The 26,118-nt window shown below is 68.8% G+C and carries 23 protein-coding genes, 2 tRNA genes and 1 riboswitch; of the genes, 17 read left to right on the top strand and 8 right to left on the bottom strand.

What is annotated here, in order from left to right; genetic code table 11:
- Positions 1–6: 6 nt before the first annotated feature.
- Positions 7–447: a PaaI family thioesterase gene (locus tag ACS5PM_RS02855; RefSeq protein ID WP_439385200.1), complete on the bottom strand. Its 441-nt coding sequence runs from the start codon at positions 445–447 to the stop codon at positions 7–9.
- A gap of 96 nt (positions 448–543) precedes the next feature.
- On the opposite strand from ACS5PM_RS02855, the gene ACS5PM_RS02850 reads away from it, so the two are divergent.
- Positions 544–1,242, top strand: coding sequence for a CoA transferase subunit A (locus ACS5PM_RS02850; RefSeq protein WP_439385198.1), 699 nt, complete (start codon positions 544–546; stop codon positions 1,240–1,242).
- A 14-nt stretch (positions 1,243–1,256) separates the two neighbouring features.
- On the top strand, positions 1,257–1,895 hold the full coding sequence (locus ACS5PM_RS02845) for a CoA transferase subunit B (RefSeq protein ID WP_439385196.1): 639 nt from the start codon (positions 1,257–1,259) through the stop codon (positions 1,893–1,895).
- A 27-nt stretch (positions 1,896–1,922) separates the two neighbouring features.
- Here the strand turns inward: ACS5PM_RS02845 and ACS5PM_RS02840 are convergent, their stop codons facing one another.
- A complete protein-coding gene (locus tag ACS5PM_RS02840; protein ID WP_439385194.1) occupies positions 1,923–4,775 on the bottom strand; it encodes a DUF3857 domain-containing protein in 2,853 nt (950 codons plus the stop codon).
- A 109-nt stretch (positions 4,776–4,884) separates the two neighbouring features.
- On the opposite strand from ACS5PM_RS02840, the gene ACS5PM_RS02835 reads away from it, so the two are divergent.
- Positions 4,885–6,729: a gamma-glutamyltransferase family protein gene (locus tag ACS5PM_RS02835; protein ID WP_439385192.1), complete on the top strand. Its 1,845-nt coding sequence runs from the start codon at positions 4,885–4,887 to the stop codon at positions 6,727–6,729.
- A gap of 16 nt (positions 6,730–6,745) precedes the next feature.
- Here the strand turns inward: ACS5PM_RS02835 and ACS5PM_RS02830 are convergent, their stop codons facing one another.
- Complete coding sequence (locus ACS5PM_RS02830) at positions 6,746–7,786, bottom strand: quinone-dependent dihydroorotate dehydrogenase (RefSeq protein ID WP_439385190.1); 1,041 nt, start codon at positions 7,784–7,786, stop codon at positions 6,746–6,748.
- Positions 7,787–7,826: 40 nt separating this feature from the next.
- Here ACS5PM_RS02830 and rpiA point away from each other — a divergent pair, with 40 nt between their 5' ends.
- Both rpiA and ACS5PM_RS02820 read left to right on the top strand, forming a co-directional pair.
- Entirely contained in the window at positions 7,827–8,489 is a 663-nt protein-coding gene (gene rpiA, locus ACS5PM_RS02825) for a ribose-5-phosphate isomerase RpiA (RefSeq protein ID WP_439385188.1), read from the top strand.
- 116 nt (positions 8,490–8,605) lie between these two features.
- Positions 8,606–8,788, top strand: a complete 183-nt coding sequence (locus ACS5PM_RS02820) for a hypothetical protein (RefSeq protein ID WP_439385186.1) — start codon at positions 8,606–8,608, stop codon at positions 8,786–8,788.
- Positions 8,789–8,792: 4 nt separating this feature from the next.
- On the opposite strand, the gene mnmC is transcribed toward ACS5PM_RS02820, so the two are convergent.
- The 3 genes from mnmC to earP all read right to left on the bottom strand — a co-directional run bounded on the left by mnmC (position 8,793) and on the right by earP (position 12,693).
- The gene (gene mnmC / locus ACS5PM_RS02815; RefSeq protein ID WP_439385184.1) at positions 8,793–10,763 is read right to left on the bottom strand and encodes a bifunctional tRNA (5-methylaminomethyl-2-thiouridine)(34)-methyltransferase MnmC2/FAD-dependent 5-carboxymethylaminomethyl-2-thiouridine(34) oxidoreductase MnmC1; all 1,971 of its coding nucleotides are present in this window, start codon (positions 10,761–10,763) and stop codon (positions 8,793–8,795) included.
- A 116-nt stretch (positions 10,764–10,879) separates the two neighbouring features.
- Positions 10,880–11,434 carry an elongation factor P gene (gene efp, locus ACS5PM_RS02810; protein WP_439385182.1) on the bottom strand — a complete coding sequence of 185 codons (555 nt, stop codon included), beginning with the start codon at positions 11,432–11,434 and terminating at the stop codon, positions 10,880–10,882.
- Positions 11,435–11,622: 188 nt separating this feature from the next.
- A complete protein-coding gene (earP, locus tag ACS5PM_RS02805; RefSeq protein WP_439385180.1) occupies positions 11,623–12,693 on the bottom strand; it encodes an elongation factor P maturation arginine rhamnosyltransferase EarP in 1,071 nt (356 codons plus the stop codon).
- A 53-nt stretch (positions 12,694–12,746) separates the two neighbouring features.
- Here earP and uvrC point away from each other — a divergent pair, with 53 nt between their 5' ends.
- The 12 genes from uvrC to ACS5PM_RS02745 all read left to right on the top strand — a co-directional run bounded on the left by uvrC (position 12,747) and on the right by ACS5PM_RS02745 (position 24,542).
- Entirely contained in the window at positions 12,747–14,771 is a 2,025-nt protein-coding gene (uvrC, locus tag ACS5PM_RS02800; protein WP_439385178.1) for an excinuclease ABC subunit UvrC, read from the top strand.
- Entirely contained in the window at positions 14,758–15,312 is a 555-nt protein-coding gene (locus ACS5PM_RS02795; protein ID WP_439385176.1) for a hypothetical protein, read from the top strand. The genes uvrC and ACS5PM_RS02795 overlap by 14 nt, the downstream gene beginning before the upstream one ends.
- 48 nt (positions 15,313–15,360) lie before the next feature.
- Positions 15,361–15,927 (top strand): CDP-diacylglycerol--glycerol-3-phosphate 3-phosphatidyltransferase, encoded by a 567-nt coding sequence (gene pgsA, locus ACS5PM_RS02790; protein WP_439385174.1) that lies wholly within the window; start codon positions 15,361–15,363, stop codon positions 15,925–15,927.
- A gap of 234 nt (positions 15,928–16,161) precedes the next feature.
- Positions 16,162–16,434 carry an HU family DNA-binding protein gene (locus tag ACS5PM_RS02785; RefSeq protein WP_439385171.1) on the top strand — a complete coding sequence of 91 codons (273 nt, stop codon included), beginning with the start codon at positions 16,162–16,164 and terminating at the stop codon, positions 16,432–16,434.
- Positions 16,435–16,439: 5 nt separating this feature from the next.
- Positions 16,440–16,515, top strand: a tRNA-Val gene (locus tag ACS5PM_RS02780).
- Between the two features lie 74 nt (positions 16,516–16,589).
- Positions 16,590–18,572: a SurA N-terminal domain-containing protein gene (locus ACS5PM_RS02775; RefSeq protein WP_439385169.1), complete on the top strand. Its 1,983-nt coding sequence runs from the start codon at positions 16,590–16,592 to the stop codon at positions 18,570–18,572.
- Positions 18,573–18,622: 50 nt separating this feature from the next.
- A tRNA-His gene (locus ACS5PM_RS02770) sits at positions 18,623–18,698 on the top strand.
- A 143-nt stretch (positions 18,699–18,841) separates the two neighbouring features.
- Positions 18,842–18,945, top strand: a riboswitch (TPP riboswitch).
- A gap of 77 nt (positions 18,946–19,022) precedes the next feature.
- A complete protein-coding gene (gene thiC / locus ACS5PM_RS02765) occupies positions 19,023–20,921 on the top strand; it encodes a phosphomethylpyrimidine synthase ThiC (protein ID WP_439385167.1) in 1,899 nt (632 codons plus the stop codon).
- Positions 20,922–20,934: 13 nt separating this feature from the next.
- Complete coding sequence (locus ACS5PM_RS02760) at positions 20,935–21,963, top strand: FAD-dependent oxidoreductase (RefSeq protein WP_439385612.1); 1,029 nt, start codon at positions 20,935–20,937, stop codon at positions 21,961–21,963.
- Complete coding sequence (gene thiS, locus ACS5PM_RS02755) at positions 21,960–22,178, top strand: sulfur carrier protein ThiS (RefSeq protein ID WP_439385165.1); 219 nt, start codon at positions 21,960–21,962, stop codon at positions 22,176–22,178. The genes ACS5PM_RS02760 and thiS overlap by 4 nt, the downstream gene beginning before the upstream one ends.
- 4 nt (positions 22,179–22,182) lie before the next feature.
- Positions 22,183–22,977: a thiazole synthase gene (locus ACS5PM_RS02750; RefSeq protein WP_439385164.1), complete on the top strand. Its 795-nt coding sequence runs from the start codon at positions 22,183–22,185 to the stop codon at positions 22,975–22,977.
- 5 nt (positions 22,978–22,982) lie between these two features.
- The gene (locus tag ACS5PM_RS02745; RefSeq protein WP_439385162.1) at positions 22,983–24,542 is read left to right on the top strand and encodes a bifunctional hydroxymethylpyrimidine kinase/phosphomethylpyrimidine kinase; all 1,560 of its coding nucleotides are present in this window, start codon (positions 22,983–22,985) and stop codon (positions 24,540–24,542) included.
- A 9-nt stretch (positions 24,543–24,551) separates the two neighbouring features.
- Here ACS5PM_RS02745 and ACS5PM_RS02740 read toward each other — a convergent pair whose 3' ends face one another.
- Both ACS5PM_RS02740 and ACS5PM_RS02735 read right to left on the bottom strand, forming a co-directional pair.
- Positions 24,552–25,076, bottom strand: coding sequence for a low affinity iron permease family protein (locus ACS5PM_RS02740; protein WP_439385160.1), 525 nt, complete (start codon positions 25,074–25,076; stop codon positions 24,552–24,554).
- A gap of 102 nt (positions 25,077–25,178) precedes the next feature.
- Complete coding sequence (locus tag ACS5PM_RS02735) at positions 25,179–26,078, bottom strand: LysR family transcriptional regulator (RefSeq protein WP_439385158.1); 900 nt, start codon at positions 26,076–26,078, stop codon at positions 25,179–25,181.
- Between the last annotated feature and the right edge of the window lie 40 nt (positions 26,079–26,118).

Below are 26,118 nucleotides of genomic sequence, written 5' to 3'. Positions count from 1 at the left end.
TCGCGGTCACAGCAGGGCGTAGGTGGTGGTGGCGTGGGCGGCCAGCTTGCCGTCCGGCAGCAGGCACTCGATCTCGCCGAAGACCAGCTGGCGACCGGGCTTGAGGATCCGCGCCACCACCGTGACCTCGCCGGCGTCCTTGGGCACCGGCCGAAGGAAGCTGGTCTGCAGCTGCACCGTGGTCATCGGGCGGAAGCCGCCCAGCTGGGCGCTGACCGCCAGCACCATCGCCGTGTCGGCAGCGGCCATCAGCGTCTGGCCGCAGAGCACGCCGCCGCCATGGACGTGTCGCGCACCCACGGGCAGGGCGAGCATGACGCCGTCGGGCTCGACCGCGCGCACGACGAGGTCCAGTTCCTGGACCCAGGGGGCGAACATGCTGCCGAGCAGCTCCTGCAGCTGGGCGGGGGTGACGGCGCTGGCGTGGGTGTCTGTCGGGAGGGGCATGGCAATCGAACCTTAGTCAAATCTACGTAACGACTACTTAATGTTGTACGTAGTACCCTTCATGCCCATCCGAACAAGCCCGGAGCGAATCCAGCCATGAACAAGGTATACCCGAACGCCGCAGCGGCGTTGGACGGCGTCGTCAAGGACGGACAGCTGATGGCCGTCGGGGGTTTCGGCCTCTGCGGCATCCCCGAGGCGCTGATCGAGGCCCTGCAGCAAAGCGGCGTCAAGGGCCTCACCGTCATCTCCAACAACGCGGGTGTCGACGGCTTCGGCCTCGGCAAGCTGCTGGCCACGCGGCAGATCAGGAAGATGATCTCCAGCTACGTGGGCGAGAACAAGGAGTTCGAGCGCCAGTACCTGGCCGGCGAGCTGGAGCTGGAGTTCACGCCGCAAGGCACGCTGGCGGAGAAGCTGCGCGCCGGTGGTGCCGGCATCCCGGCCTTCTTCACCAAGACGGGCGTCGGCACCATCGTGGCCGAGGGCAAGGAGACCCGCGAGTTCGACGGCCAGACTTACGTGATGGAGCGCTCGCTGGCGCCCGAGGTTTCGCTGGTCAAGGCCTACCTGGCCGACAAGAGCGGCAACCTGCAGTTCCGCCGCACCGCGCGCAACTTCAATCCCAACGTGGCCCAGGCCGGCAAGATCACCATCGTCGAGGTCGAGAAGATCGTCGAGATTGGCGAGATCGATCCCGACCAGGTCCACCTGCCCGGCATCTTCGTGCACCGGATCGTGCTCAACACGACGCCGGAAAAGCGCATCGAACAACGCACGACCCGCAAGGCCTGAAGGAGCACAAGACCATGGCATGGACCCGCGAAGAGATGGCCGCCCGCGCTGCGAAGGAACTGCAGGACGGCTTCTACGTGAACCTGGGCATCGGCCTGCCCACGCTGGTGGCCAACCACGTGCCGCAGGGCATGGAGGTGTGGCTGCAGAGCGAGAACGGCCTGCTCGGCATCGGCCCCTTCCCGACCGAGGACGAGGTCGATCCCGACATGATCAACGCCGGCAAGCAGACGGTGACCACGCTGCCCGGCTCGTCGATCTTCAGCAGCGCCGACAGCTTCGGCATGATCCGCGGCGGCAAGATCAACCTGGCCATCCTGGGCGCGATGCAGGTCAGTGAGCACGGCGACCTGGCCAACTGGATGATCCCCGGCAAGATGGTCAAGGGCATGGGCGGCGCGATGGATCTCGTCGCCGGCGTCGGCCGCGTGATCGTGCTGATGGAGCATGTGGCGACCAAGAAGGACGGCTCCACCGACCTCAAGATCATCCCCCGGTGCACCCTGCCGCTGACGGGCCTGGGCGTGGTCGATCGCATCATCACCGACCTGGCGGTGATGGACGTGACGCCCGAGGGCCTGAAGCTCGTCGAGCTGGCGCCGGGCGTGACCCGCGAGGAAGTGCAGGCCAAGACCGGCGTGACGCTGCACTGAGCAGCCGGTGCTTTCCGGGCGGCGCCCTCAGCGCGCCGTCGTCAACTTCTGCAGCTCGCGCTGGGCCAGCGCGTATTCGGTGAACTCGACCACGCCGGTGTTCACGGCCTTCTGGAACGAATCGCGCGCGGCCTCCGCGCGGCCGTCCAGCAGCTGTTGCTGGCCGAGAAAGAAATACAGCTCGCACAGGCGCCCGTCGGCTTCTTCCTTGTCGGCCTTCGCCGCGGCGAGCGCTTGTTCGAGCGTGCCCGTGCCGCTGAGCAGCTGGACCACCGGCTGCGGCCAGGCGGGCTTGGCCTCGGTGGACTGATAGGGCTTGATGGCGGCCGTGCCGTCGCCGCCGAGGCGGCGCGTCGTCAGGTGCAGCCACAGGGTGGCATAGCCCTTCTCGGCGTCGCTGCGGTTCTTCAGGATTTCCAGCAGTTCATCGCGGGCCGGCCCGGCTTCGCCGGCGTAGTAGCGGGCGTAGGCTCGTGTGTAGCGCGGCCCGTTGTCGTTGGGTGAGAGCTGCAGCGCCTGCGACGCGTGATCCACCGCCAGCGCGTCCTCTCGGCGCAGCAGGGCGTTGACCGACATGCCTGCATGCGCTTCGCTGTTGCGCGGGTCCAGCTTCAGCGCGGTGTCGAAGGTGCGCGCTGCTTCGTTGAGCAGGCCCAGGTGATCCTGCTGCACGCCCAGGTCGACGAGGACCTGCGCACGCAGCTTCGGCGGCAGCCGGTTCGAATCCAGCCGGGCCTGCGCCAGCCACATCTGCACCTGCGCGCTGATCTGGGCCTTGGTGCGGGTGCGGCCCGAGGCGCGGGCCTGCTGGTCCGATGCCGTGGCGCGGTCCGACAGCGCAGCCGCCTGGCGGGCGTTGACGGTGGGGACGCTGACGGAGCCTTGCATCTTCGGCCACAGCTTGACGAGCTGATCGCGGTGGGCCAGCCAGTCGGCCGCCTCGAGGCGATCGTCGAGAAGTCGCAGCTCGCCACTGATTCGCGCTCCATCGCGGCGCCCCTCGCTCAACGTGTGCAGCTCGAGATGGCGATCGGCCAGGTCGAAAGGCTGCCGGCTCTCCCGGCTGAAGACCTCTTCGGGGAACTTGAACTCGACCGCGTGGCGGTAGATGCCCACGGAGCCCAGCATCATCGGCTGCTTGCGCGGCACCTGGTCCGGCAGGCGCAGCAACTGCACGAGAGACACCAGGCCGAAGTCGCCGACCAGCGTCTTGCCGTCCGACAGGCGCAGGTAGCCGGGCAGCTTGAAGTGCAACCGCAGGCGCAGCGCGTTGTGCCCCTGGATCTCCTCGGATTGCATGGGGCCGTCCAGCTCCGCGCCGGTGTAGTGGCGCACGTACTCGGCGGCGAACTGTTTCTCGACCTCGGCGGCAGGCTGCTGTGCCAGCAGGTAGCGGATGCCCTCGGCCTGGTCGCCGTGATAGGTCAGCTCGGCGTCCAGTACCGGATCTTCGGACATGCTCCTGAAGACGATGCGGTCTTCGCCCGAGACGCGCAGCGTCTGGCGGCCGTCCGGCAGCACGCTGAGCTCGCTGGTGGCGGCATCGGCCAGCAGGCCGCGGCCCAGCCCGATGGACTGGCGTTCGGGCAAGGGGCCGGTCTGCTGGGCGCGGGTGCCGTCCAGCCACCAGGTCTGATCCGCCAGCTGAACGCGAGCGATGACGTGGTTGAAGGCCAGGGGGCTCGGCAGCATGCCGGCCACGTCGCTGCGAAAGCCGGTGGACACCAGCACCGGCGTCGCCGACAGGCCTTGTGCCTTCAGCAGCGCGGCCAGCAGCGTGGCCTTGTCCTTGCAATCGCCGAAACGCTGCTTGAGCACCGTGTCCGGCTCGGCAGGGCGGTGGGTGTTGGCGCCGATCTCGGTGCCGAAATAACGCACCTCCGCCTGCACGAAATCCAGCGTGCGGCGCAAACGCTCCGCCGGGTCCTCGCCCGCGGCCTGGCGCAGGGCGTCCGCCTGGGCTTGCACCGCCGCAGACGGTGCGGCGTTGGCCGGTGCAAACACCCGCGCGGCCCAGCGGGCGACGTCGTTCCAGTCGGCGAACTCGCTGGCCTGCACGGTATCCACCTGGTACACGCTCGGCGGCGCGTAGGCGTCGTACTGGAATTGCGGCGAGCCGGTGCGGCGCACGACGGTCTCGCGCCAGCCGGCGTTGACCTGGCTCGTCACCTCGTGTCGCGACGGGTCGGCCCGCAGGTGGATGCTGCGCGCCTCGGGGGCGAGCAGGCGGTAGCGGAACAGGGCCGTCGGACCCTTGGGGTCGACGGACCAATCGGTGTCGACGAACCGGCCTTCGAAGACGGGGTTGGCGCCGCGCAACGAGTAGGCGTATTCGATGCGGTCGCCGACGCGCACGTCCTCGAGCACGACGGAGGCGGTGCGCCGCCCGTCGACCATCTGGCGCTCGAGCTGCGATTCGCGCTGCAGCACCTGCACCTTGCGCCGGTCGAGCTTGTCGATGCGTGAGTTGCCGCGCCACACCTCGAGGCGGTGCAGGACGAGCGTCTGGTAGCTGGGATCGAACTCGATCTGGATCTGCGCGCCTGCCTGCAGGCCGGCCGCGTCGTTCACCTGGCGAACCACGTGGCGGTACTGGGTCTCGTCGCCGGCGGTGGCACCGGTGCGCGTCTGGAGATCGATCAGGAGGAACTGCAGCGGCGCCTTGGGCATCGCCGCGCTGAGGGCGGCGTCGGGCGCGACGGGTTGGGCCCAGGCGGGTGCCGCCCCGACGCCGAACGCCTCCGCGGGCGCCGCCGCCGGCTTCGGCTTGGGTGTCGCGGCCAGGACCGCGGCGGACCCGGTGAACAGCAGGAGGCACATGCCCGTGGCGCCCAAGGCGTGGGTGAGCCTGCGGCCCGGCATGGTGGTCTTGTCCCTCATCTTCATCTCTTCCCTGACGTACTCGGTGCCGAGCGCGTCATGATGCCCGAGCGCGCCAGCCCGTCCCTGGGCAAATTGCTCAGTCCGGGCGGATGGCATGATCGTCCGGATGAGAACCTGCACACCGGCCGCTGCACGCCTGGCGGCCGTTCTGCTGGCGGCGGTGCTCGGAGCGTGCAGTCCTGCGCCTTCACGCCCGCCGGCATCCGAGCCGGAAGAAGAGCTCCCACGCCAGCCCGAGGCCGCCACAGGCTCGGCGCTGGCGCCGGTCGAGCAGCGAGTCTGGCCGCATTGGGCGGTGGCCAGCGCCCATCCGCTGGCCAGCGACGCGGGTGCCGCGATGCTGAGAGCGGGCGGCAACGCCATCGATGCCGCGATCGCCGTCCAGATGGTGCTGGCACTCGTCGAGCCTCAATCCAGCGGCATAGGCGGAGGCGCCTTCCTGCTGCATTGGGACGGCCGGAAGCTGCAGGCATGGGACGGCCGCGAGACCGCGCCCGCGGCGGCCACCGAACGCCTGTTCCTCGACGATTCGGGGCGGCCGCTGCCCTTCGATGCCGCGGTGACCGGCGGCCGCTCGGTCGGGACGCCCGGCGCTGTGCGAATGCTCGAAGGCGCGCATCGGCTTCACGGTCGGCTGCCGTGGGCCCGGTTGTTCGAGCCGGCGATCGAACTGGCCGAGAACGGCTTCGTCGTCGGCCCGCGGCTGGCCGGACTGCTGCGTGGCGCCGAGGGGGGCCGGCTGCGTGAGGATGCACGCGCCGCCGCGTACTTCTTCGATGCGCAGGGCATCCCGGTGGCGGCCGGGGAGCGGCTGCGCAATCCCGCCTTGGCTGCCGTGCTGCGCCGGGTGGCGCGCGAGGGCAGCTCAGCGCTGCACACCGGCATCGTGGCGGCAGACATCGTGCGCCGCGTGCGCCAGCATCCCACGAACCCTGGCCGCCTGGCCGAATCCGATCTCGCGGGCTACCGTCCGCGCCAGCGCGAGCCGCTCTGCACGACATGGCGCAGCACCTACCTCGTCTGCGGCTTTCCACCGCCGTCGTCGGGCCAGATCAGCACGATGCAGATCCTGCGGCTGCTGGACCACTGGCCCGATGCGCCAGCGCCCTTGCGCAGTGGGTTGCCCAGTCCGGCCTTCCTGCACCGGTACGCCGAATCTTCCCGGCTGGCCTTTGCCGATCGCGCCCTCTACCTGGCCGATCCGGATTTCGCCACACCCCCGGCAGGCCGATGGGAAAGCCTGCTCGACGAGACCTACCTCGCCGGTCGCGCTGCCCTGCTGAGCGACCACGGCAGCATCGGGATCGCCACCGCCGGCGTCCCGAAGCACGCCACCGGCGTGAAGCGCGCCCCCTCGGCGGCCCAGGTCGAGCACGGCACTAGCCACATCAGCATCGTCGATGCCGAAGGCCACGCGGTGGCCATGACGACCACCATCGAAGCCGGCTTCGGCAGCCGCGTGATGAGCGACGGAGGCACGGGTTTGCGAGGCGGGTTTCTCCTCAACAACCAGCTGACCGACTTCGCCTTCGTTCCGCGCGACGCGGCTGGCAGGCCGGTGGCCAATCGCGTCCAACCCGGCAAACGGCCGCGCTCCAGCATGGGGCCGACGATGGTCTTCGATCAGCCGGTCGGCCAGCTTCGCCTGGTGATGGGATCGCCGGGAGGGGCGACCATCATCCACTACAACGCCAAGACCTTGCTGGGCACCCTCGCGTGGGGACTGTCGCCGCAGCAGACGCTGGACCTGCCCAACTTCGCCAACGACAACGGTCCGACACGGCTGGAGGCAGACCGTTTCCCTTCGTCCACGCAGGACGCCTTGCGGGCCCGGGGCCAGCGAGTGATCGAACAGGACCTCACCAGCGGCAGCCAGGTGCTGCTGCGGGTGGATGGAGGCTGGCTCGGCGGTGCGGACCGGCGGCGCGAAGGCACCGTCGTGGGTGACTAGGGCCTGTCAACAGGCCCTAGCGGCCGGCCAGCGCGCGGCCGATCTCGGGGACCAGCGCAGGGCCGCGGTAGATGAAGCCGGTGTAGACCTGCACGAGATCCGCGCCCGCGGCGATCTTGGCCCGGGCGTCTTCGGCGCTCATCACGCCGCCCACTCCGATGATGGGAAAGGCGGGGCCGAGGGCCTGGCGCAAGGCGCGCACGACGCGGTTGCTGGCCTCGCGCACTGGCGCCCCCGAAAGCCCGCCCGTCTCCTCGGCATGCGGCAGGCCCTTGACGGCTTCGCGCGCGATCGTGGTGTTGGTGGCGATCACGCCGTCGACGCCATGGCGCAGCAGCGTCGCCGCGATGACGCCGATCTGGTCGTCATCCAGGTCAGGCGCGATCTTGAGGAACATCGGGACGCGGCGCGCCTGCTGCTGCTCGAGCATCGCCTTGTGCCGGGTCAGGCTGCCCAGCAGGGCGTCCAGGGCTTCGTCGCTCTGCAATGCGCGCAGATTCTTGGTGTTCGGGCTGGAGATGTTGACCGTCACGTAATCGGCGTGAGGGAACACGCCGGTCAGTCCGGCGAGGTAGTCATCGGCCGCCCGCTCTATCGGCGTGGCGGCGTTCTTGCCGATGTTCAGCCCCAGGATGCCCCCGCCGGCGCGGAAGCTGCGGGCCTGGCGGACGTTGGCGAGGAAGGTGTCCAGCCCGTCGTTGTTGAAGCCCAGACGGTTGATCAGGGCGTTCGCCTCCGGCAGGCGGAACATCCTGGGTTTGGGATTGCCGGGCTGGGCGTTGGGCGTGACCGTGCCGACCTCGATGAAGCCGAATCCCATCGCGCCGAGGCCGTCAATGCAGCGCCCGTTCTTGTCGAGGCCGGCCGCCAGCCCCACCCGGTTGGGAAAGCGCAGGCCGGCGAGCGTGACCGGGTCTTCGACGCGGGGCTTGGACCACAGGCACTGGGCGGGCGTGTTCTGCAGGCGCGCGATCGAGCCGAGCGTCAGTTCGTGGGCCGCCTCGGGATCGAGGCCGAAGAGAAAGGGGCGCGCAAGCGCGTAGGGAACGAGCGACATCCGCCAATTGTCCACGCCGGCCGGCTGAGATAATTCGCGCATGACGCAAGACGAATTGAAGGCCCTCGTCGGCCAGGCGGCCCTGGCCGAGGTGGTGCCCGGCGCGGTCGTCGGCGTGGGCACCGGCTCCACGGTCAACTGCTTCATCGATGCACTGGCTTCCATGAAGGACCGAATCGCGGGCGCCGTGTCCAGCTCCGTCAAGAGCACCGAGCGCCTGCTGGCTCACGGCATCCGGGTGTTCGATGCGAACGAGGTGGAGCGCATCCCCGTCTATGTCGACGGTGCGGACGAGATCGACCACCACGGCTTCATGATCAAGGGCGGGGGAGCCGCGCTCACGCGGGAAAAGATCGTGGCCGACCTGGCCGATCGTTTCGTCTGCATCGCCGATGCTTCGAAGCTCGTCGACACGCTGGGTGCGTTCCCGCTGCCGGTGGAGGTGATCCCGATGGCGGCAGCGCAGGTGGCGCGCCGATTCCGGGCCACCTATGGCGGCGAAGGCCGGCTGCGCGAGGGCCTGGTGACCGACAACGGCAACTACATCCTCGATGTGCAGGGTCTCGCCATCGCCGATCCGCTGGGCTTCGAAACCGAGGTGAATCAATGGCCGGGCGTGGTGACGGTCGGCGTCTTCGCACGCCACCGGGCGAGCATCTGCCTGCTGGGCACACCGGCTGGCGTCGAGACACTGCGCTTCTGATTCCCGTGGCGCCCGGCGTTCCATGGGCATCGCCGCGGGCAGGGTGTATCGTTGGCGACGCTGCGTCGGCCACCAGGCTGATGCCGACTCTTCCCCGTTGATGCAAAGGAAGGCCCGTGGCCACACCCAACTACTCCTACGAGAAACGCCAGCGCGAACTGGCCAAGAAGCGCAAGAAGGAAGACAAAGCCGCCCGCAAGGCTTCGGGGTCGCAGCACTCGTCCACCGAGTCCGCAGAAGCGCCGGCGGAAGGCCGCGCCAAGGACACGCCCGCAGGCGAAACGCCCTCCGCCAGCTGAGCCTTCAGCGGGCCGGGCGGCGTCTGCCGCGCACGAGGAATCGCGCCGGATCGACGGCGTCCAGCAGGCTGCCCGCCACGGGTACCGGGGCGCCGACGATGGTGGCGGCCAGCACCTCGCCCATCAAGGCAGCCCAGGTGATGCCGCGCGATCCCAGCCCGGCGAGCACATACAGGCCAGCAACCCGAGGGACATGGCGAGCCTGCTCGAGGCCCGCCACGCCGATCAGCCCGTCGGCCCGCAGGGGCACGGCCCCGACCACCGGCAACCGGTCGTCCAGGCCAAGCCTCCAGCCCACTCGCCCTGAGAGGGCGCCGATGTCGATCGAATCGACATCGATCTCGAGACCCGTCAAAGCGGCAACCTGAGCCAGATTGCGACGATGGTCGGCCTCACGCAAGCCCGGCTCGCCATCGTCCTGGTCCGAGGTCGCGCCGCAGAGCACGCCACCGCCTAGGGACTGTGGAAGCGCGATGAGGTAGCCGCCGCTGGCCAACGGCAGGCGAGGATGGGGCAAGGCAGCGGCCTGCCATCCTTGAATGCAGGTCACCTGGCCTCGAGTACGCCGCCACGGCCACTCGGCGGCGTCGCTGTGGGGTTCAAGCAGGGCATGGCTGGCTGCGGCCGTGGCGACGACGGCGACGTCGGCTTCGACGGGAGCGTTGCCATCCTGCACACACGCGCGCCAGCGCCCGCCCGGCAAGGGATCCAGCCGAGACACCGGCGTGCCACATCGCAGCGTCACACCCGCCTGGTCCAGCCAATGTTCCACCAGTGCCCCTGGCCGCAGCCAACCGCCGCCCGGAAAGAGCCAGGCAGGTCCGGCGACTGGAACGCCGGCCGCCGCCGAGGCCTCTTCACGCGACAGGGACTTCACGTACGAAGCAGGCAAGGCCTGGTGGCCGACGGTGGTCCGGAGCGTGGCGAGCGTTGCCGTGCCGGCGCCCCGCAGCAGGCCGTTCACCGCCCCCGGCACGAGACCGGCGTCCACCAGCGGCCCATAGGCCTGCTTCGCTCGCAAAGCGGCCGCACGCAACCACTGCGCATGGGCACCGTCGTGGCTGTGGACCACTCCGTGGAACAGACCGGCCGGATTGCCGGAGGCCCCGGCAGCGGGGTGTCCCGCCGCTTCCAGCACCGTGACCTGAAGGCCCTGGCGTGCCAGAGCCCACGCCGCGCTGGCCCCGGCCAAGCCGGCCCCGATGACCACGGCAGTCCTGGCATCGGGCCGCGTCTGCCGCCCGGGTGGCGCGGCGCGGCGGCGTGCCGACACGCCGGCATCTGCCTCGGCGACCGTCATCTGGCGCTTGCCTGCGAAACCCGCCGCGCGTCGCACGTTGAATCCGGCACTGGCGAGGCCATCGCGCACGCCACGCGCGACGCTCCAGGTGGCCGCCGTCGCGCCCGGCGCGGACAGCCGGCCCAGCGCCCGCAGGACACGGGCGTCCCACATGGGCGCATTGCGCGCGGGCGCGAAGCCATCCAGGTAGAAGGCATCGGCCTGCAGCTGCAACTCGGGCAGCCAGCTGGCCACATCCCCCATCGCCAGAAGCAGGCTCACCTGCCCGCCGTCGAACTCGAGGCTGTGGATGGCGTGCGTCGGGGCTGGCCAGGCGGCGAGCAACTGCTTCGCCAGCAACGGCTCGGGCGAATTCGCGTGAAGCAGTGTCAGGTCGGCGGCCGTGGGCGGGTGCTTCTCGATCGAGACGAAGACCAGCCGCTTCGGGCGAGCGGGATCATTGCGCCACGCCGCCCAGGTCGCCAGGAAGTTGTTCCCTAGCCCGAACCCCGTCTCGAGCACCACGAAGCGTTCGCGTCCACGCCAGCGCGCGGGCAACCCATTGCCCGCCAGGAACACCTCGCGCGCCTGCTCGAATGCCCCGGCCCTCGCGTGATAGACGTCACCAAACTCCGGCGCAAATGGAACGCCGTCCTGGATCTCTATGCGCGCCGGAACGATTCCCGAACTCTTCACGGATGCCAAACAAAAGCCGGCCCAGGGGCCGGCTCGTCACTCAAGCTGGAGCCCCCGCTCGCAGGGGGCTCGGGGAGCTCAACGTTCAACCCGAAAAGGGTTGGAGCGCCATGCGCTCAGACCCTTTTACGGTACTCGTGGGTGCGCGTGTCGATTTCGATCTTGTCGCCGTTCTCGACGAAGATCGGCACGCTGATCTCGAAACCGGTGCCCACCAGCTTGGCCGGCTTCAGCACCTTGCCCGAGGTGTCGCCCTTGACGGCAGGATCGGTCTCGATCTCGCGCACGACGGTGGTCGGCAGTTCGACGGAGATGGCCTTGCCTTCGTAGAACACCACTTCGACGGACATGCCGTCCTCGAGATAGTTGATGGCGTCGCCCATGTTCTCGGCCTCGACCTCGAACTGGTTGTACTCGGCGTCCATGAAGGCGTACATCGGATCGGCGAAGTAGGAGTAGGTGCACTCCTTCTTGTCGAGGATGATCTGCTCCATCTTGTCGTCGGCCTTGAACACCGTTTCAGCGCCGAAGCCGCTGAGCAGGCTCTTCATCTTGATGCGCACGGTGGCCGCGCCGCGGCCGCCACGGCTGTATTCGGTCTTGAGGACGACCATCGGGTCCTTGCCCTGCATGATCACGTTGCCGGCGCGGATTTCCTGTGCGAGTTTCATGGTGAGTTTCCGAGAGGAGTCGGTGTTCCAAGCTGCGCTGCCGCCCATCGTGTCATCGGGTGGTGGGTGGGCGCGTGTGCGGTGCGGGCGGCGATGCCCCGCCTCGAGGCCGGACATGGAGGCTAAGCCGTGCCGTGCAAGAGGTGTCGTGCAAGCGCCTTTGAGGCTTGCCCGCAAAGCCTTGAATTTTAACGCTTTTCGGCGACGAAGGCGAGCAACCGCGCCGTGAGGTCGGGTTGGGCGCGCAGGGCGTCACGCCAGTGGCTGGCATGGGCGGCCCAGGCTTGCATGTCCGGCAAGGGCGGGAGTTCGTCCCTCAGGCCGTTCCAGGCACGCATCCACGCGGCGATGTCTTCGGCCAGCTCGGGCGGGGCCGCGCCCAGATGCCGCTGCAGGAAGGCCTCCAGCTTGGCTGCGTGGACGCCATCGTGCTGCGGGTAGATGTGCCAGACGAAAGGCACGCCGGCCCATTGCGCCCGGACGAAAGAATCCTCGCCCCGCACGAGGTTCAGGGTGCAACTCCACAGCAGCCGGTCGTAATCCGCCTGGCTGAGCCAGGGCAGGCTCTGCACGCGAACGGCGGCCGGCGCCGCCACGCGGGACAGGCCCTCGGTCGCGTGCCCCGGGGTGGCCAGCAGCAGTGTCGGCGCTTCCCCCAGGCGCTCCACCAGCGACGCCAGCGGCGCTCCGGCATAGCAGAACAGGCTCACCAGCCGTTCACCCGGCCGGGGCTCTATCCCTTGATGCGCCAACCAGGCCGCCGGGTCGAAGCGCGCCTGGACAGCCTCGAGGCCAGGCTCTCTCAGCAGCCCTCCCGTGGCCGTCGTGAAGCCCGGGTAGAAGAACCACTTCGTCAGCCCCTTGCCGGGCCCACCGTGCTGCGGCGATGGCAGGCGGTGGCTGCGTTCGACGTAGCTTTCGGCGCTGAGGTATTCGAGGTTGACCCAGACCGGCGCCGGTGTCGTGGCAGCCATCTTCGCGACGAAGGCGTCCGGAGGGTCGCAGCCAAAGGCCTCGATCACCACGTCGCCGGGCGCAAGCGCCGGCGTGTCGGCCGTCCAGTGAATGACCTCGACACCCTTCGCTCCCCCGGGCGCCAGCCAGGCGAGCGCCGACGGATCGTCGACCCACAGCCGGACCGAATGTCCGCGCCCCGCCAGGTCGGCTGCCAGGCGCCAGCACACGCCGATGTCGCCGAAGTTGTCCACCACGCGGCAGAAGAGGTCCCATCTCAACGGCGGATTCGGCGACGCGCTCATCGAGGCATTATCGAAGGCGCCCACGTGCCGGCACGCTGCACAATCGCCCCCCGATGTCCGACCCTGATCTGCCTGTCCCGCCGGCCGAGCCCGACCGGCCCGAGCCCGAATCTTCTGCCGCCGCCCGTGAGCGGCTGCTGGCCGAAGTCGCCGCCTTGCCCGGGCTGCCGGGCGTCTATCGCTACTTCGACGCCCAGGGGCAGGTGCTCTACGTGGGCAAGGCGCGCGACCTCAGGAAGCGTGTCTCCAGCTACTTCCACAAGGACCTGGGCGGCACGCGCATCGGGGTGATGGTTTCGCGCATCGCGCGACTCGAGACGACCGTCGTTCGCACGGAAGCCGAGGCACTGCTGCTCGAGAACAACCTCATCAAGGCCTTGAACCCGCGGTTCAACATCCTCTTCCGCGACGACAAGAGCTACCCCTACCTGAAGCTGGTCACCCACCGCTTCCCGCGTGTCGCCTACTACCGCGGCTCGGTCGATCGCAAGCACCGGTATTTCGGGCCGTACCCGGGCGCATGGGCCGTGAAGGAGACGATCCAGCTGATCCAGAAGGTGTTTCGCCTGCGTACGTGCGAGGACACGGTCTTCGCCAACCGGTCCAGGCCCTGCCTGCTGTACCAGATCCATCGCTGTTCCGGCCCTTGCGTCGGCTTCATCTCGGCCGAGGACTACGCGCGCGACGTGCGCGACACCGAACGATTCCTGCTGGGCGAGCAGCAGCAGGTGATCGACGAACTGCAGGGCCAGATGATGGCCCACTCCGAGGTGCTGGAGTTCGAGCGTGCCGCCGAACTGCGCAACCGTATCTCGGCGCTGGCGCGCGTGCTGCACCAGCAGTCCGTCGACGAGAGCAGCCTGTCGGGCGCCGGCAAGGATGTCGACATCCTGGCGGTCAAGGTCGCTGGCGGCCGCGCCTGCGTGAACCTGGCGATGGTGCGGGGCGGGCGCCACCTCGGCGACCGGGCCTTCTTCCCGGCCCATGTCGATGATGCGACCGCCCTGGCCGCCGAAGAGTCGACGGCCTTGGACGAAGGCGAACCGGCGCCGGCGCACGAACCCTTGACGGCCGATCAGCGGCTGTGGAACGCCGAACAGCAGGTGATGCAGGCCTTCATGGCGCAGCACTATCTCCACAGCCCGCCGCCGCCGCTGCTGGTCCTGAGCCACCCAGTGGACAGGGAACTGCTGTCCGCACTGTGTGTGCAGACGGGGGTGAAGATCGTCGCCCAGCACCAGCCCCGCGAGCAGCGGCGGATCTGGCTGGACATGGCGGTGAAGGGTTGCGAGCTGGCACTGGCACGTCTGCTCTCCGAGGAGGGCTCGCAACGGGAACGCACGCGGGCGATGGTCGATGCGCTGGACCTCGCCATCGACGATCTCGACACATTCCGTGTCGAATGTTTCGACATCAGCCACACGGCCGGCGAGGCTACCCAGGCAAGCTGCGTGGTCTATGAAAACCATCGCATGCAGAACGCGCAGTACCGGCGATTCAACATCGAGGGCGTGACCGGCGGCGACGACTACGCCGCGATGAAGCAGGTGCTCACCCGGCGCTATGCCAAGTTGGCAGAGCTCGCCAGCGCCGAGGGGCCGCAGCCGACAGTGCCCGGGGCCAAGGCGAGGCTGCCGGACCTGGTGCTGGTCGACGGCGGGCGAGGGCAGGTCGCGATGGCCCGTGAGGTCTTCGGCGAGCTCGGCCTGGACCTGTCGCTGATCGCCGGTGTCGAAAAGGGCGAGGGACGCAAGGTCGGTCTCGAGGAGCTCGTCTTCGCCGATGGCCGCGACAAGCTTTCGCTGCCGCCCGACTCCGCCGCGCTGATGCTCATCGCGCAGATCCGCGACGAGGCGCACCGCTTCGCCATCACCGGCATGCGCGCCAAGCGTGCCAGTGTTCGCACCGGCGGCAGCCGGCTCGAGGACATCGCCGGCGTCGGACCAAAAAAGCGCGCGAAACTGCTGCAGCGCTTCGGTGGTGTCCGCGGCGTGACCGCGGCGAGCGTTGATGACCTGGCCACCGTGGAAGGCATCTCGAAGGAATTGGCAGAGGACATCTATCGTGCGTTGCATTGACGAGAACAAGGACGACACCAGCGCCAGGGGCACGCCCGCCTCGACCCGCGCCACACCCTGGGCCGGCATCGCGCTTCTGTGCGCGATGGTGCTGCCTGCCGGCTGGATCGCCGGCTGCGCCACCCGCGAGCCGGCGCCTGCCGTCCCCGCGCCACCGCCCGCCCGGCCTTTGCCCCCCGCCGCCACGCGGCCGGTGACGCCCGCTCCCGGAGCCGCACGCAACTGGGACGAGTTCCGGCTGCGCGCGGCGCAGCGCCTCGTCGATGCCAACCCGACCATCACGTATACCGGCCGGGTGCCCGAGCCCCTGCTCGCGATCCCCGTGCTGTCGGTCGAGTTGCATGCGGACGGCAGCATCGCCCGCATCGACGTCATGCGCTATCCCAGCCAGGCCAAGGACACGACGCAGATCGCGATCGACGCGGTGCGGCGCGCGGCGCCCTTCGGCGATGTCTCACGCCTGCCCAAGCCCTGGAAGTACGTCGAGACATTTCTCTTCGACGAAGACCGCAAGTTCAAGCCGGTCACGCTGGACCGCTAGCGCGCCAGGCCGGGCCCGCGCGCATTCGCGGGCAGAATGCGCCCCATCATGTTCTTCACCGTCCCGACGCTGCTGACCTGGGCCCGCATCGTGGCGATCCCGTTGATCGTCGCGGTGTTCTACCTGCCGCTGCAGGACGGGACGCGCAATCTCGTGGCAACGGTGATGTTCGTGGCCTTCGCCCTGACCGACTGGCTCGACGGCTACCTCGCGCGCAAGCTCAATCAGACCTCGGCCTTCGGAGCCTTCCTCGATCCGGTGGCCGACAAGTTCCTCGTCTGCGCTTCGCTGCTGGTCCTGGTGCATCTGCACCGGGTCGACGTGCTGATCGCGCTGGTCATCATCGGACGGGAGATCGCCATTTCTTCGCTGCGTGAATGGATGGCCCAGATCGGCGCATCGCGCAGCGTGGCGGTCCACATGCTGGGCAAGCTCAAGACCACGCTGCAGTTGGTCGCCATCCCTTTCCTGTTGTTCGATGGCCGCCTTTTCGGCTTGATCGATACGCATCTGTGGGGCACCTGGCTCATCATCCTGGCCACCGTGCTGACCATCTGGTCGATGGTCTACTACCTGCAAAAAGCCCTGCCGGAAATTCGCGCGAAGGCCCGCTAGTTGGCGCGAATCTCGAGACGCGCTTCACGCTGCGCGGCGGCTCCGCCACCCGGTCATCTCGGGGTTTACACATAGAATCCGCCCGCGTGCTTGACACCGCCAAGGCCCAAGGCTGTAATGAATTTTCGCCCTCGAAAAACGGGCGTTCAGCAGTCGTCGCAAGCCGCTTAGAAGTCACCACTGCAACAACACCGCAGAACCACCGCGAAAGCGCCGAGAGAGAGGGGTACCCACGTGAACAAGGCCGAGTTGATCGAACACATTGCGCGCCAGGCCGATATTTCCAAGGCAGCGGCCACGCGGGCACTGGAGGCCGTGATCGGTGGGGTGAAAGTCACGCTGAAGAAGGGTGGCAGCGTATCGATCGTCGGTTTCGGCACCTTCGCCGTCACCAAGCGCGCGGCCCGCACCGGCCGCAACCCGCGCACCGGCGCGGCGATCAAGATCAAGTCGGCCAAGGTGCCGAAGTTCCGTCCCGGCAAGGGCCTGAAGGATGCGTTGAACTGATACCCGGGTGCTTAGCTCAGTTGGTAGAGCGGCGCCCTTACAAGGCGTAGGTCGGGGGTTCGAGCCCCTCAGCACCCACCACCGCCGGCCTCGGCCGGCAACCCGCAGGCCACAGGGCGGGCATTGATTAGAATCCCGCGCGGCGTGCGCAAGCGATGACCAAGGCGAACCCCGGTTCGCCTTTTCCGTTTCTATGTCCGCGGCGCCGCTCTTCGAGGCTCATTCCCATGTTTGATTTCGTCCGTAAGCACACCAAGCTGCTGCAGTTCATCCTGGTGCTGCTGATCTTCCCGTCCTTCGTGGTGTTCGGGATCCAGGGCTACTCGCGGTTCACCGATCCGAGCAATGCCACCGTGGCCAAGGTGGCCGGCGGCGACATCAAGCAGTCCGAGCTCGACCAGGCCCACCGCCAGCAGGTCGAGCGCATGCGCCAGCAGATGCCAGGCGTGGACGTCAAGCTGTTCGACACGCCGGAGATGAGGCGGCGCACGCTCGATGAGCTCATCAAGGACCGGGTGATGCGAACCGCAGCGGTGAAGGAGAACCTGGTCATCACCAACGACAGGCTGCAGCACATCTTCGCGACCGATCCGCAGTTCGCGTCGATCCGCCTGCCCGACGGCAGCGTCAACAAGGAATTCCTGGCCGCGCGCGGCATGAGCTCGGCCATGTTCGCCGAGCAGTTGCGCGACGACCTCGCCACGCGGCAGGTGACGCAAGGCGTCAGCGGCTCGCTGGTCGCCGGCAAGACGGCCCTCGGGTCTGCCCTGAACGCCCTGCTGGAACGCCGTGAGGTCCAGCTTCAGCGCTTCGACGCCAAGGACTACCTGGCCAAGGTCAACCCCAGCGACGCGGACCTGGAGGCCTACTACAAGCAGCACCAGGCCGACTTCCACACCAACGAGGAAGCCCGCATCGAGTATGTCGTGCTCGACCTGGAAGCGATGAAGAAGCAGGTCAGCCTCAACGAGGAAGACCTGCGCAAGTACTACGAGCAGAACATCAGCCGCTACACCGCGGCCGAGGAACGCCACGCCGCGCACATCCTGGTCAACGCGCCGAAGGACATGCCCGAGGCCGATCGAGCCAAGGCCAAGGCCAAGGCCGAGGCGCTGCTCGCCGAGGCACGCAAGAACCCGGCAGGTTTTGCGGAACTGGCCAAGAAGAACTCGGATGACAAGGGTTCGGCGGCCAACGGGGGCGACCTCGACTTCTTCGGCCGCGGCGCGATGGTCAAGCCCTTCGAGGACGCGGCCTTCTCGATGAAGCCCGGCGAGATCAGCAACCTGGTGGAGTCGGAATTCGGCTACCACATCATCAAGCTGCTGGAAGCGCGTGGCGGCGAGAAGAAGAGCTTCGAGTCGGTACGCCCGGAGATCGTCGAAGCCATCAGCAAGCCCAAGGCCCAGGAGCTGTTCGCCGCCGCCGCCGAGCAGTTCACCAACACGGTGTACGAGCAGCCCGACAGCCTGCAGCCGGTGATCGACAAGCTCAAGCTTGCCCCGCAGCAGGCCACGGTGCAGCGGACGCCGGCTCCGGGCGCGGCCGGGCCGCTGGCATCCCCCAAGCTCCTGGATGCCATCTTCTCGACCGATGCGATCAAGAACAAGCGCAACACCGAGGCGGTCGAGACGGGCGCCAACCAGCTGGTCTCGGCCCGCGTCGTCGAGCACCACCCGGAGCGCATCCTGCCGCTGGCCGAGGTCCGTGACCGCGTGCTGGCCGAGGTGAAGTCGCAGCAGGCCGCGGCTGCCGCCAAGAAGGATGGCGAAGCCCGCGTCGCCGCGCTCAAGCAGAACGCCAGCGAGGCGTTGCCGCAGACCGTGCAACTGTCGCGCACCAAGCCTGAAGGGCAGGGCCGGCAGGTGATCGATGCGGTGCTGCGGGCCGACATCACCAAGGGTCCCGCCGTGATCGGCATCGACCTCGGCAAGGAAGGCTACGTGGCCGCGAAGGTGGTCAAGCGGGTCGACCGGCCGGCCGATGATCCGGACAACGAGCGCGCCCAGCCCTACGTGGCCCAGGCGCTCTCGGCCGCCGAGGGGGCCGCCTACTACGATGCCCTCAAGCGCCGCTACAAGGTGGATATCAAGGCCGCAGCGACGGCGGCCGAAGCGGCTTCCGCCGCCTCCAAGTGAACTCCCGCGGGAGGGCCCGAGTCTGAGGCTATAATCTTTGGCTCACGGTGGTGGCTGTAGCTCAGTTGGTAGAGTCCCAGATTGTGATTCTGGTTGTCGTGGGTTCGAGTCCCATCAGCCACCCCACCGAACAGTGACGCAAGGCAACGCCTTCTCGTCATCGACAAGCGGCCCTTCGGGGCCGTTTTTCGTTTCAGGCCCGCGCTGTCGAAATCCGGTCAATCCGCCGCCGGTTCATTGACAGCGCCAATGCCGGGCGCAGAGAATGCGCCCCTGCTCCGGGGTGCATGCATGGTGCGTGCTGAGACGGTTGATCCGAACCCGCGAACTTGAACCGGTTAGTACCGGCGTAAGAAGAGCCGTCGATCCTTCAGGACACGGGCACCGTCTCTCGGTGCACCTGTCGCGGGGCGACCTTCGGAGCAAACCGCCTGCTGCGAAGGACCGCCGATGAACGCCCCTGAAAGACTCGACGAGCTGCTGTCGCTGACGCGCGCGCCGTTTCCCGCCTCCCGCAAGATCCACCTCACCGGTTCGCGTGCAGACTTGCGCGTGCCGGTGCGCGAGGTGAGCCTCACCAACGGCGAGACGGTGACGCTGTACGACACCTCGGGTCCGTACACCGACCCGTCCGTGGCCATCGACGTGCGCCGTGGACTGCCCGGCTTGCGCAGCGGGTGGATCGCCGAGCGTGGCGACACCGAACCCTACGACGGCCGCGCGCCCCAGGCGCTCGACGACGGCGCCCGCAACGCCGAGCGGGTTGCCGACAGCCTCGCCGCCCTGCGCGCCGAAGCTGCAGCACTGCAGCGAGCACCCCGCCGCGCGAAGAGCGGGTCCAACGTCACCCAGATGCACTACGCCAGGCGCGGCATCGTGACCCCCGAGATGGAGTACGTCGCCCTGCGCGAGAACGGGCGCCGCGAGTGGATGGCCAGCTACCTGGGCGACGCCAAACGCGAGCAGCGCCGTGCCGGCAATCCAATGGGCGCCGTGCTGCCGCGCGGCCTCATCACGCCCGAGTTCGTGCGCGACGAGGTGGCGCGCGGCCGGGCCATCATCCCGGCCAACATCAACCACCCGGAAATCGAGCCGATGGCGATCGGGCGCAATTTCCTGGTCAAGATCAACGCCAACATTGGCAACTCGGCCGTCACCTCCAGCATCGAGGAGGAGGTCGAGAAGCTCGTGTGGTCCATCCGCTGGGGTGCGGACACGGTGATGGATCTTTCCACCGGCCGCCACATCCACACGACGCGCGACTGGATCGTGCGCAACTCGCCGGTGCCCATCGGCACGGTCCCGATCTACCAGGCGCTGGAGAAGGTGGGCGGCGTCGCCGAGGACCTGACCTGGACCATCTTCCGCGACACGCTGATCGAGCAGGCCGAGCAGGGGGTGGACTACTTCACCATCCATGCCGGCGTGCGGCTGCCCTTCATCCACCTCACGGCGGACCGCGTCACCGGCATCGTCTCGCGCGGCGGCTCCATCATGGCCAAGTGGTGCATCGCGCACCACCAGGAGAGCTTCCTCTACACGCACTTCGAAGAGATCTGCGAGATCATGAAGGCGTACGACGTGAGCTTCTCGCTGGGCGATGGCCTGCGTCCTGGCTGCGCCTCCGATGCGAACGACGAAGCCCAGTTCGCCGAGCTGCGCACGCTGGGCGAGTTGACGCAAGTGGCCTGGAAGCACGACGTGCAGACCATGATCGAAGGCCCGGGCCACGTGCCGATGCACATGATCCAGTCCAACATGGACGAGCAGCTCAAGCACTGCCACGAGGCGCCGTTCTACACGCTGGGCCCGTTGACGATAGACATAGCGCCCGGCTACGACCACATCGCCAGCGCCATCGGCGCCGCGATGATCGGCTGGATGGGCACGGCGATGCTGTGCTACGTCACGCCCAAGGAGCACCTGGGCCTGCCCGACCGGGACGACGTCAAGCAGGGGATCATCGCGTACAAGATCGCCGCCCACGCGGCCGATGTGGCCAAGGGCCATCCGGGCTCGCGTGCGCGCGACGACGCGCTGTCCAAGGCCCGCTTCGAGTTCCGCTGGACCGACCAGTTCAACCTCAGCCTGGATCCGGACACCGCCCGTGACTTCCACGACGAGACGTTGCCCAAGGACAGCAGCAAGGTGGCGCACTTCTGCTCGATGTGCGGCCCGAAGTTCTGTTCGATGAAGATCACGCAGGAGGTGCGCGACTACGCCGCCACGCTGGGCGTGAACGAGGCCGAGGCGCTGGGACGGGGCATGCAGGCCAAGTCGGGCGAGTTCCGCGCCGCCGGGGGCGAGATCTACATCCCGATCCAGACCGACCACGCCGACAAGGCCTGACGCGGTGACCGGGATGCATGTGGGCATCGCGGGCGCCGGCCTGCTCGGGCGGCTCGTGGCCTGGCGGTTGGCGCGCAGCGGCTGCCGGGTCGAGGTGTTCGATCCCGCCGAAGGCCCAGAACCGTGCTTCGATGGGCAAGGCGCGGCCGCATTCACCGCGGCCGGGCTGCTGAGCCCGCTGGCGGAGCGAGACGTGGGCAGCGACCGCGTCGCCGATCTCGGCTGGCGGTCGATCGCGTTGTGGCGGGACATCGTGCGCGCGTTGCCGGGCGAGCCGTACTTCCGGGATGGCGGCAGCCTGCTCCTGGCCCACCGCGGCGACATGGGCACCGCGCAACGCATGCTGGCGCGACTGCCGTCGGACGATGAGGCGCGGGCGCCGGTCGCCTTGACGGCTGCCGACCTGGCGAAGCTGGAGCCGGCCGTGCATGGCGTGCCCCACGCCTGGCTGCTGCCCGGCGAGGGGCAGATCGACACCGTCCACACGATGCGGGCCCTGCTCGACGGCGCACCGGCGGTGGAGTGGCACTGGGGCGCGGGTGTCGAAGGCCTGCAGCCCGGTCGCCTGGTGGTCGACGGCTGTACGCGGTGCCACGACGTGGTGTTCGACGTCCGGGGCCTGGGGGCGCGGCCCGACCTGCCCGTGCGAGGCGTTCGCGGCGAGACGGTGTGGCTGCACGCGCCGGCCCATGGCCTCACACGGCCGCTGCGGCTGCTGCATCCGCGCCATCGCATCTACATCGCACCTCGGCCCGGCGACGTGCTGGTGATCGGTGCGAGCGAGATCGAGAGCGAGGACCGCAGCGAGGTCTCGCTGAAGACCTCGGTCGAGCTGATGACGGCTGCGTACAGCGTGCTGCCGGCCCTGCAGGAGGCCCGCGTCCTGCGGCTCGACCGCAACCTGCGGCCGGCCTTGCCCGACAACGAGCCTCACGTCGAGACCCGGCCCGGCCTGGTGCGGATCATCGGCCTGTTCCGGCACGGCTGGCTGATCGCGCCGGCCCTCGTCGACGATGCGCTGCGCGAGATGGAGCTGGCATGACCGATCCGAATGACGCCGACATCCTGCTCAACGGCGTGCCTGTCGACCAGGCAGAAGGCCTGAGCCTGGCCGAGTTGCTGGCGCGCCTGGGCGAGCCGCCCGACGCGGTGGCCACCGCACTGAACGGCAGTTTCGTCGCCCGCGATCGGCGAGGCGAGCATCGGCTGGCGCGCGGCGACCGCATCAACCTGTTCAAAGCCATCGTCGGAGGATGACGAGATGACGATCGAAGCGAAGCCGTGGGCCGTCTACGGCGCCTCGTTGAAGAGCCGGTTCCTGCTCGGCAGCGCGGGCTATCCCTCGCCGCAGGTCTTGCGCGAAGCCATCGCCTCGGCCGGTGCGCAGGTGGTCACCGTCGGCCTGAAGCGAGCCTTGTCGGGCGAGGCCGGCGACAACGGCTTCGTCGGCATGGTGCGGGCGAGCGGCGTGCACCTGCTGCCCAACACCGCCGGCTGCCGTACGGCGCGCGAGGCCGTGGTGCTCGCTCACATGGCCCGCGAGTTGTACGGCACGCGCTGGATCAAGCTCGAGGTCACCGGCGACGAGCACACGCTGCAGCCGGACCCGTGGGAGCTGCTGGAAGCAGCAGCGCAGCTCTCGCGTGAAGGCTTCCAGGTCTTCCCCTACTGCACCGACGACCTGGTCGCCTGCCGGCGCCTGCTGGATGCCGGTTGCGAAGTGCTGATGCCCTGGGGCGCGCCCATTGGTTCGGGCCAGGGCCTGCTCAACCCCTACGCGCTTCGCACGCTGCGCGAGCGGCTGCCTGGCGTGCCGTTGATCGTCGATGCGGGCATAGGGGCGCCGCACCATGCCGCGCGGGCGATGGAGCTGGGCTTCGATGGCGTGTTGCTGAATTCGGCCGTCGCGCAAGCGCGCGAGCCGGTGCGGATGGCCGCGGCGTTCGCCCAGGCCATCAACGCGGGGCGGCTGGGTTACGAGGCCGGCGTGATGGCACCGCAGGACATGGCCGTGCCCAGCACGCCGGTCGCCGACGGGCCGGTGCTGATCGGATGAGAGCCATGAACCTGCCCATCGTCTGGAGCATCGCCGGCACCGACTCGGGCGGCGGGGCAGGCCTGTCCGCCGACCAGCGCGCCGCTGAAGCGTTCGGCGTCCACCTGTGTCCCGTGGTCGCTGGCGTCACCTCGCAGAACAGCGTGGCCGTCCATCAGGTGCGGCCCGTACCGCCCGAATGGCTGGACGAGCAGCTGGCGGCCCTCGCGGCCGACATGCCGCCCGCGGCCATCAAGTGCGGCCTGCTCGGCAGCGCCGACAACCTTCGCGTACTCGTCCGCTGGTTGGACCGCCTGCGGGCCGACCACGGGCCCGTCCCGCTCATCGTCGACCCGGTGCTCGGTGCCAGCACCGGTCGCACCTTCGCCGACGCTGCCTTGTTGGCCGCCTACCGTGACGAGCTGCTGCCTCGCACGACGCTGCTGTCGCCCAATCGGCGCGAGGCGGCCCGGCTGCTGGGACAGACGGTCGACGATGCCGACCACACCGCGTCGCCCGCGCTGGCCCGCGCACTGCAGCAGCGAGGCGTCCAGGCGGTGGCGATCACCGGCGGCGACAGCGCCGACCTCGAAGGCCGGGTCCTCGACTGGATCGCCACGCCCCAGGCGGCCGGCTGGCTGGCCGCGTCGCGCATCGCTACCCCGCACCACCATGGCACCGGCTGCACCTTCGCCACCAGTGCCGCGGCGGCGATGGCGCTGGGCCATGTGGCGGCGGATGCGCTGGTGCTGGCCAAGATGTCGACATCGCACGCGCTGCGCCATGCGAGCGCGGCCGGGCAGGGCGCGGGCCCCGTGCGTGCGCGCCCGGGCTTCGGGCTCGAGCCTTCGCTGATGCCGAGCTTGTCATGGGGCGAAGAGCCGGTGTTCGCGGACTTCGAAGCCCAGGCGCCCGCCGAGCCGCTCGGCCTGTACGCCATCGTGGAAAGCGCCGCCCGCGTCCGCGAGGTGCTTGCCGCCGGCGTGCGAACGGTGCAGTTGCGCATCAAGGCCGATTCGGCCGGGACGACCGACCTGCGCGAGCAGATCGCCGCGAGCGTGCGCGATTGCCGAGATGCAGGCGCCGAGCTCTTCGTCAACGATCACTGGGCGCTGGCGGTCGAGCTCGGTTCACCCGGGGTTCACCTCGGCCAGGAGGATCTGCTCGAGCTCGGCGAATCCGGCCGCGCAGCGCTGGCCGCCAGCAAGGTGGCACTGGGCATCAGCTCGCACAGCCTCTGGGAACTGGCCAGGGCACGCGCCGTGGCCCCGCGCTACATCGCTTGCGGGCCGGTGTGGCCGACGCTGACCAAGGCCATGCCGTGGGTTCCGCAAGGGCTGGACAACCTGCGCTGGTGGTCTCGCATGGCGGGCCATCCCGTCGTGGCCATCGGCGGCATCCTGACGACCGAGCAGGCTGAACTGGCAGCCGCCTGTGGCCCGGACGGCGTGTGCGTGGTGCGTGGTTTGAGCGAAGACCCGGATGTCACCGTGCCGGCTTTTCAACGGGCCATCGCGGCGGGGCGCCGGGCCCCGTGCGAACCGCCGCCGTCCCTGCCGCACCCGATGCTCGGCAGGATGGGGTAGGGCGGCGGGTCAGACCTTGTCGGTCGGCAGGCCCTCTTCGTCGATGGAGTGGGCCTCCTTGCGGGGCCCGGTCTGCTTGGCCCGCTGGGCCAGGCGGAGGTAGAAGGCGGCGACCTCGTGCAAGTCCTGCTCGTTCAGGTCCTCGATACCGATCATCCGGTTGCTGGCGAAGCGGCTGGAGGCCAGCAGCTCATCCAGCTTGAGGTGCATTGCCACGCTGTCCTTGTTCTGGCTCTGCTGGATGAGGAACACCATGAGGAAGGTCACGATGGTGGTGCCGGTGTTGATCACCAGCTGCCAGCCCTCCGAGAACCCGAACAGCGGGCCCACGAGGGCCCAGCCTAGAACGATGATCAGCGCGAAGCAGAAGGCGGCCGGCGAACCCGCCCAGCGCGTGATCAGCGTGGCGAAGCGGTCGAAAGCCCGCAGCAGCATCGTGTGCGCGCCGTAGGCCGGGCTGCCGCGGCTCGTGATGAGGCCCAGGGTGTCGACGTGCTCGCGTGGGGCGGGGTGGTCGTGGTCGGCTTGGCTCATGATGGCTTAGGACTCCAGGCTGTCGCGGCCCGCCATTAGCTTGTCCCGGCGCTCGCGAGGCCTGTGTAGGTCGACGTCCCGAGCCGGTGTAGGCCGAGCTCGTCAGCGGTCCCGCAAGAGCTCCGCCAGCGTGGCCCTGAGCCACGCGTTGCCTGCGTCCGCATGGAAGCGCTCGTGCCAGTGCTGCTTGACGGCGAATGGGGGGAGGGTGACGGGCGGCTCCAGCACGCGCACGTCCTCCTGGCGCGCCAGCGTGTCGCCCAGGCGCCGCGGCACGATGACCAGCAGCTCCGTCCGCGCGACCAGCCGCGCCACCCCCAGGAAACTCGGCACCTTCAGCACGACGCGCCGCTCCATCCCTTGCTGCGCGAGCAGCTTCTCGACGATGGCGTGGCCGGTGCCCGAGGTCGTCACGACGATGTGCCCTTCGGCCAGGAAGGCGCGCCGCGTCGGCTTCGTCCGGATGCGCGGATGGTCGCGTGCGGCGAGGCAGACGAAATCCTGCTGGAACAGCGTCTGCTGGTAGAAGCCCGCTTCAAGCTGCGGCATGAAGCCCACCGCCAGGTCGATCTCGCCGGATTCGAGCCGCCGCGGGCTTTCGGTGGAGATGTGCTCGGCCTCGACGATCACGCCTGGCGCCACGCGCCGCAGGCGGTTGACCAGCGTGGGCAGCACGACGACCTCGCTGATGTCGGTCATGCTGATGCGGAACTGCCGCTCGGCCGTGGCTGGATCGAAGCGCGGCCCGTGCGCCTCGACGAGCCGGTTCAACGTCTCCAGCGAGGCGAGCACGTCGGGATGGATCTGCCGGGCGTAGGGCGTGGGCTCCATGCCGCGCGAGGTGCGTGAGAACAGCTGGTCGCCGAAGTGGCGCCTCAGCTTGGCCAGCGCGATGCTGGCGTTGGCCTGCGCGATGCCCAGGCGCTCGGCGGCGCGCGAGACGCTCTGGGTCTTGTAGACCTCCACGAACACGTTGAGCCAGTCGATGTCGAGCTTGGCCATGGCGGCCCTCCTGGCCGGACATTATCAAGAAACGCAATTT

It is taken from the genome of Ideonella flava (assembly GCF_051857595.1).
Classification (GTDB): Bacteria; Pseudomonadota; Gammaproteobacteria; order Burkholderiales; family Burkholderiaceae_C; genus Ideonella.
This window is presented reverse-complemented; position numbering and strand designations above follow the sequence as displayed.

Excerpts from the sequence above, each read along its gene's own strand:
- ACS5PM_RS02760 (WP_439385612.1), top strand. The coding sequence starts at position 20,935 with ATGCATGTGGGCATCGCGGGCGCCGGCCTGCTCGGGCGGCTCGTGGCC.
- ACS5PM_RS02845 (WP_439385196.1), top strand. The coding sequence starts at position 1,257 with ATGGCATGGACCCGCGAAGAGATGGCCGCCCGCGCTGCGAAGGAACTG.
- rpiA (WP_439385188.1), top strand. The coding sequence starts at position 7,827 with ATGACGCAAGACGAATTGAAGGCCCTCGTCGGCCAGGCGGCCCTGGCC.
- ACS5PM_RS02840 (WP_439385194.1), bottom strand. The coding sequence starts at position 4,775 with ATGAGGGACAAGACCACCATGCCGGGCCGCAGGCTCACCCACGCCTTG.
- ACS5PM_RS02775 (WP_439385169.1), top strand. The coding sequence starts at position 16,590 with ATGACCAAGGCGAACCCCGGTTCGCCTTTTCCGTTTCTATGTCCGCGG.
- efp (WP_439385182.1), bottom strand. The coding sequence starts at position 11,434 with ATGAAACTCGCACAGGAAATCCGCGCCGGCAACGTGATCATGCAGGGC.
- pgsA (WP_439385174.1), top strand. The coding sequence starts at position 15,361 with ATGTTCTTCACCGTCCCGACGCTGCTGACCTGGGCCCGCATCGTGGCG.
- ACS5PM_RS02740 (WP_439385160.1), bottom strand. The coding sequence starts at position 25,076 with ATGAGCCAAGCCGACCACGACCACCCCGCCCCACGCGAGCACGTCGAC.
- ACS5PM_RS02855 (WP_439385200.1), bottom strand. The coding sequence starts at position 447 with ATGCCCCTCCCGACAGACACCCACGCCAGCGCCGTCACCCCCGCCCAG.
- ACS5PM_RS02830 (WP_439385190.1), bottom strand. The coding sequence starts at position 7,786 with ATGTCGCTCGTTCCCTACGCGCTTGCGCGCCCCTTTCTCTTCGGCCTC.
- ACS5PM_RS02750 (WP_439385164.1), top strand. The coding sequence starts at position 22,183 with ATGACGATCGAAGCGAAGCCGTGGGCCGTCTACGGCGCCTCGTTGAAG.
- ACS5PM_RS02735 (WP_439385158.1), bottom strand. The coding sequence starts at position 26,078 with ATGGCCAAGCTCGACATCGACTGGCTCAACGTGTTCGTGGAGGTCTAC.
- ACS5PM_RS02850 (WP_439385198.1), top strand. The coding sequence starts at position 544 with ATGAACAAGGTATACCCGAACGCCGCAGCGGCGTTGGACGGCGTCGTC.
- ACS5PM_RS02835 (WP_439385192.1), top strand. The coding sequence starts at position 4,885 with ATGAGAACCTGCACACCGGCCGCTGCACGCCTGGCGGCCGTTCTGCTG.
- earP (WP_439385180.1), bottom strand. The coding sequence starts at position 12,693 with ATGAGCGCGTCGCCGAATCCGCCGTTGAGATGGGACCTCTTCTGCCGC.
- uvrC (WP_439385178.1), top strand. The coding sequence starts at position 12,747 with ATGTCCGACCCTGATCTGCCTGTCCCGCCGGCCGAGCCCGACCGGCCC.
- thiS (WP_439385165.1), top strand. The coding sequence starts at position 21,960 with ATGACCGATCCGAATGACGCCGACATCCTGCTCAACGGCGTGCCTGTC.
- ACS5PM_RS02745 (WP_439385162.1), top strand. The coding sequence starts at position 22,983 with ATGAACCTGCCCATCGTCTGGAGCATCGCCGGCACCGACTCGGGCGGC.
- thiC (WP_439385167.1), top strand. The coding sequence starts at position 19,023 with ATGAACGCCCCTGAAAGACTCGACGAGCTGCTGTCGCTGACGCGCGCG.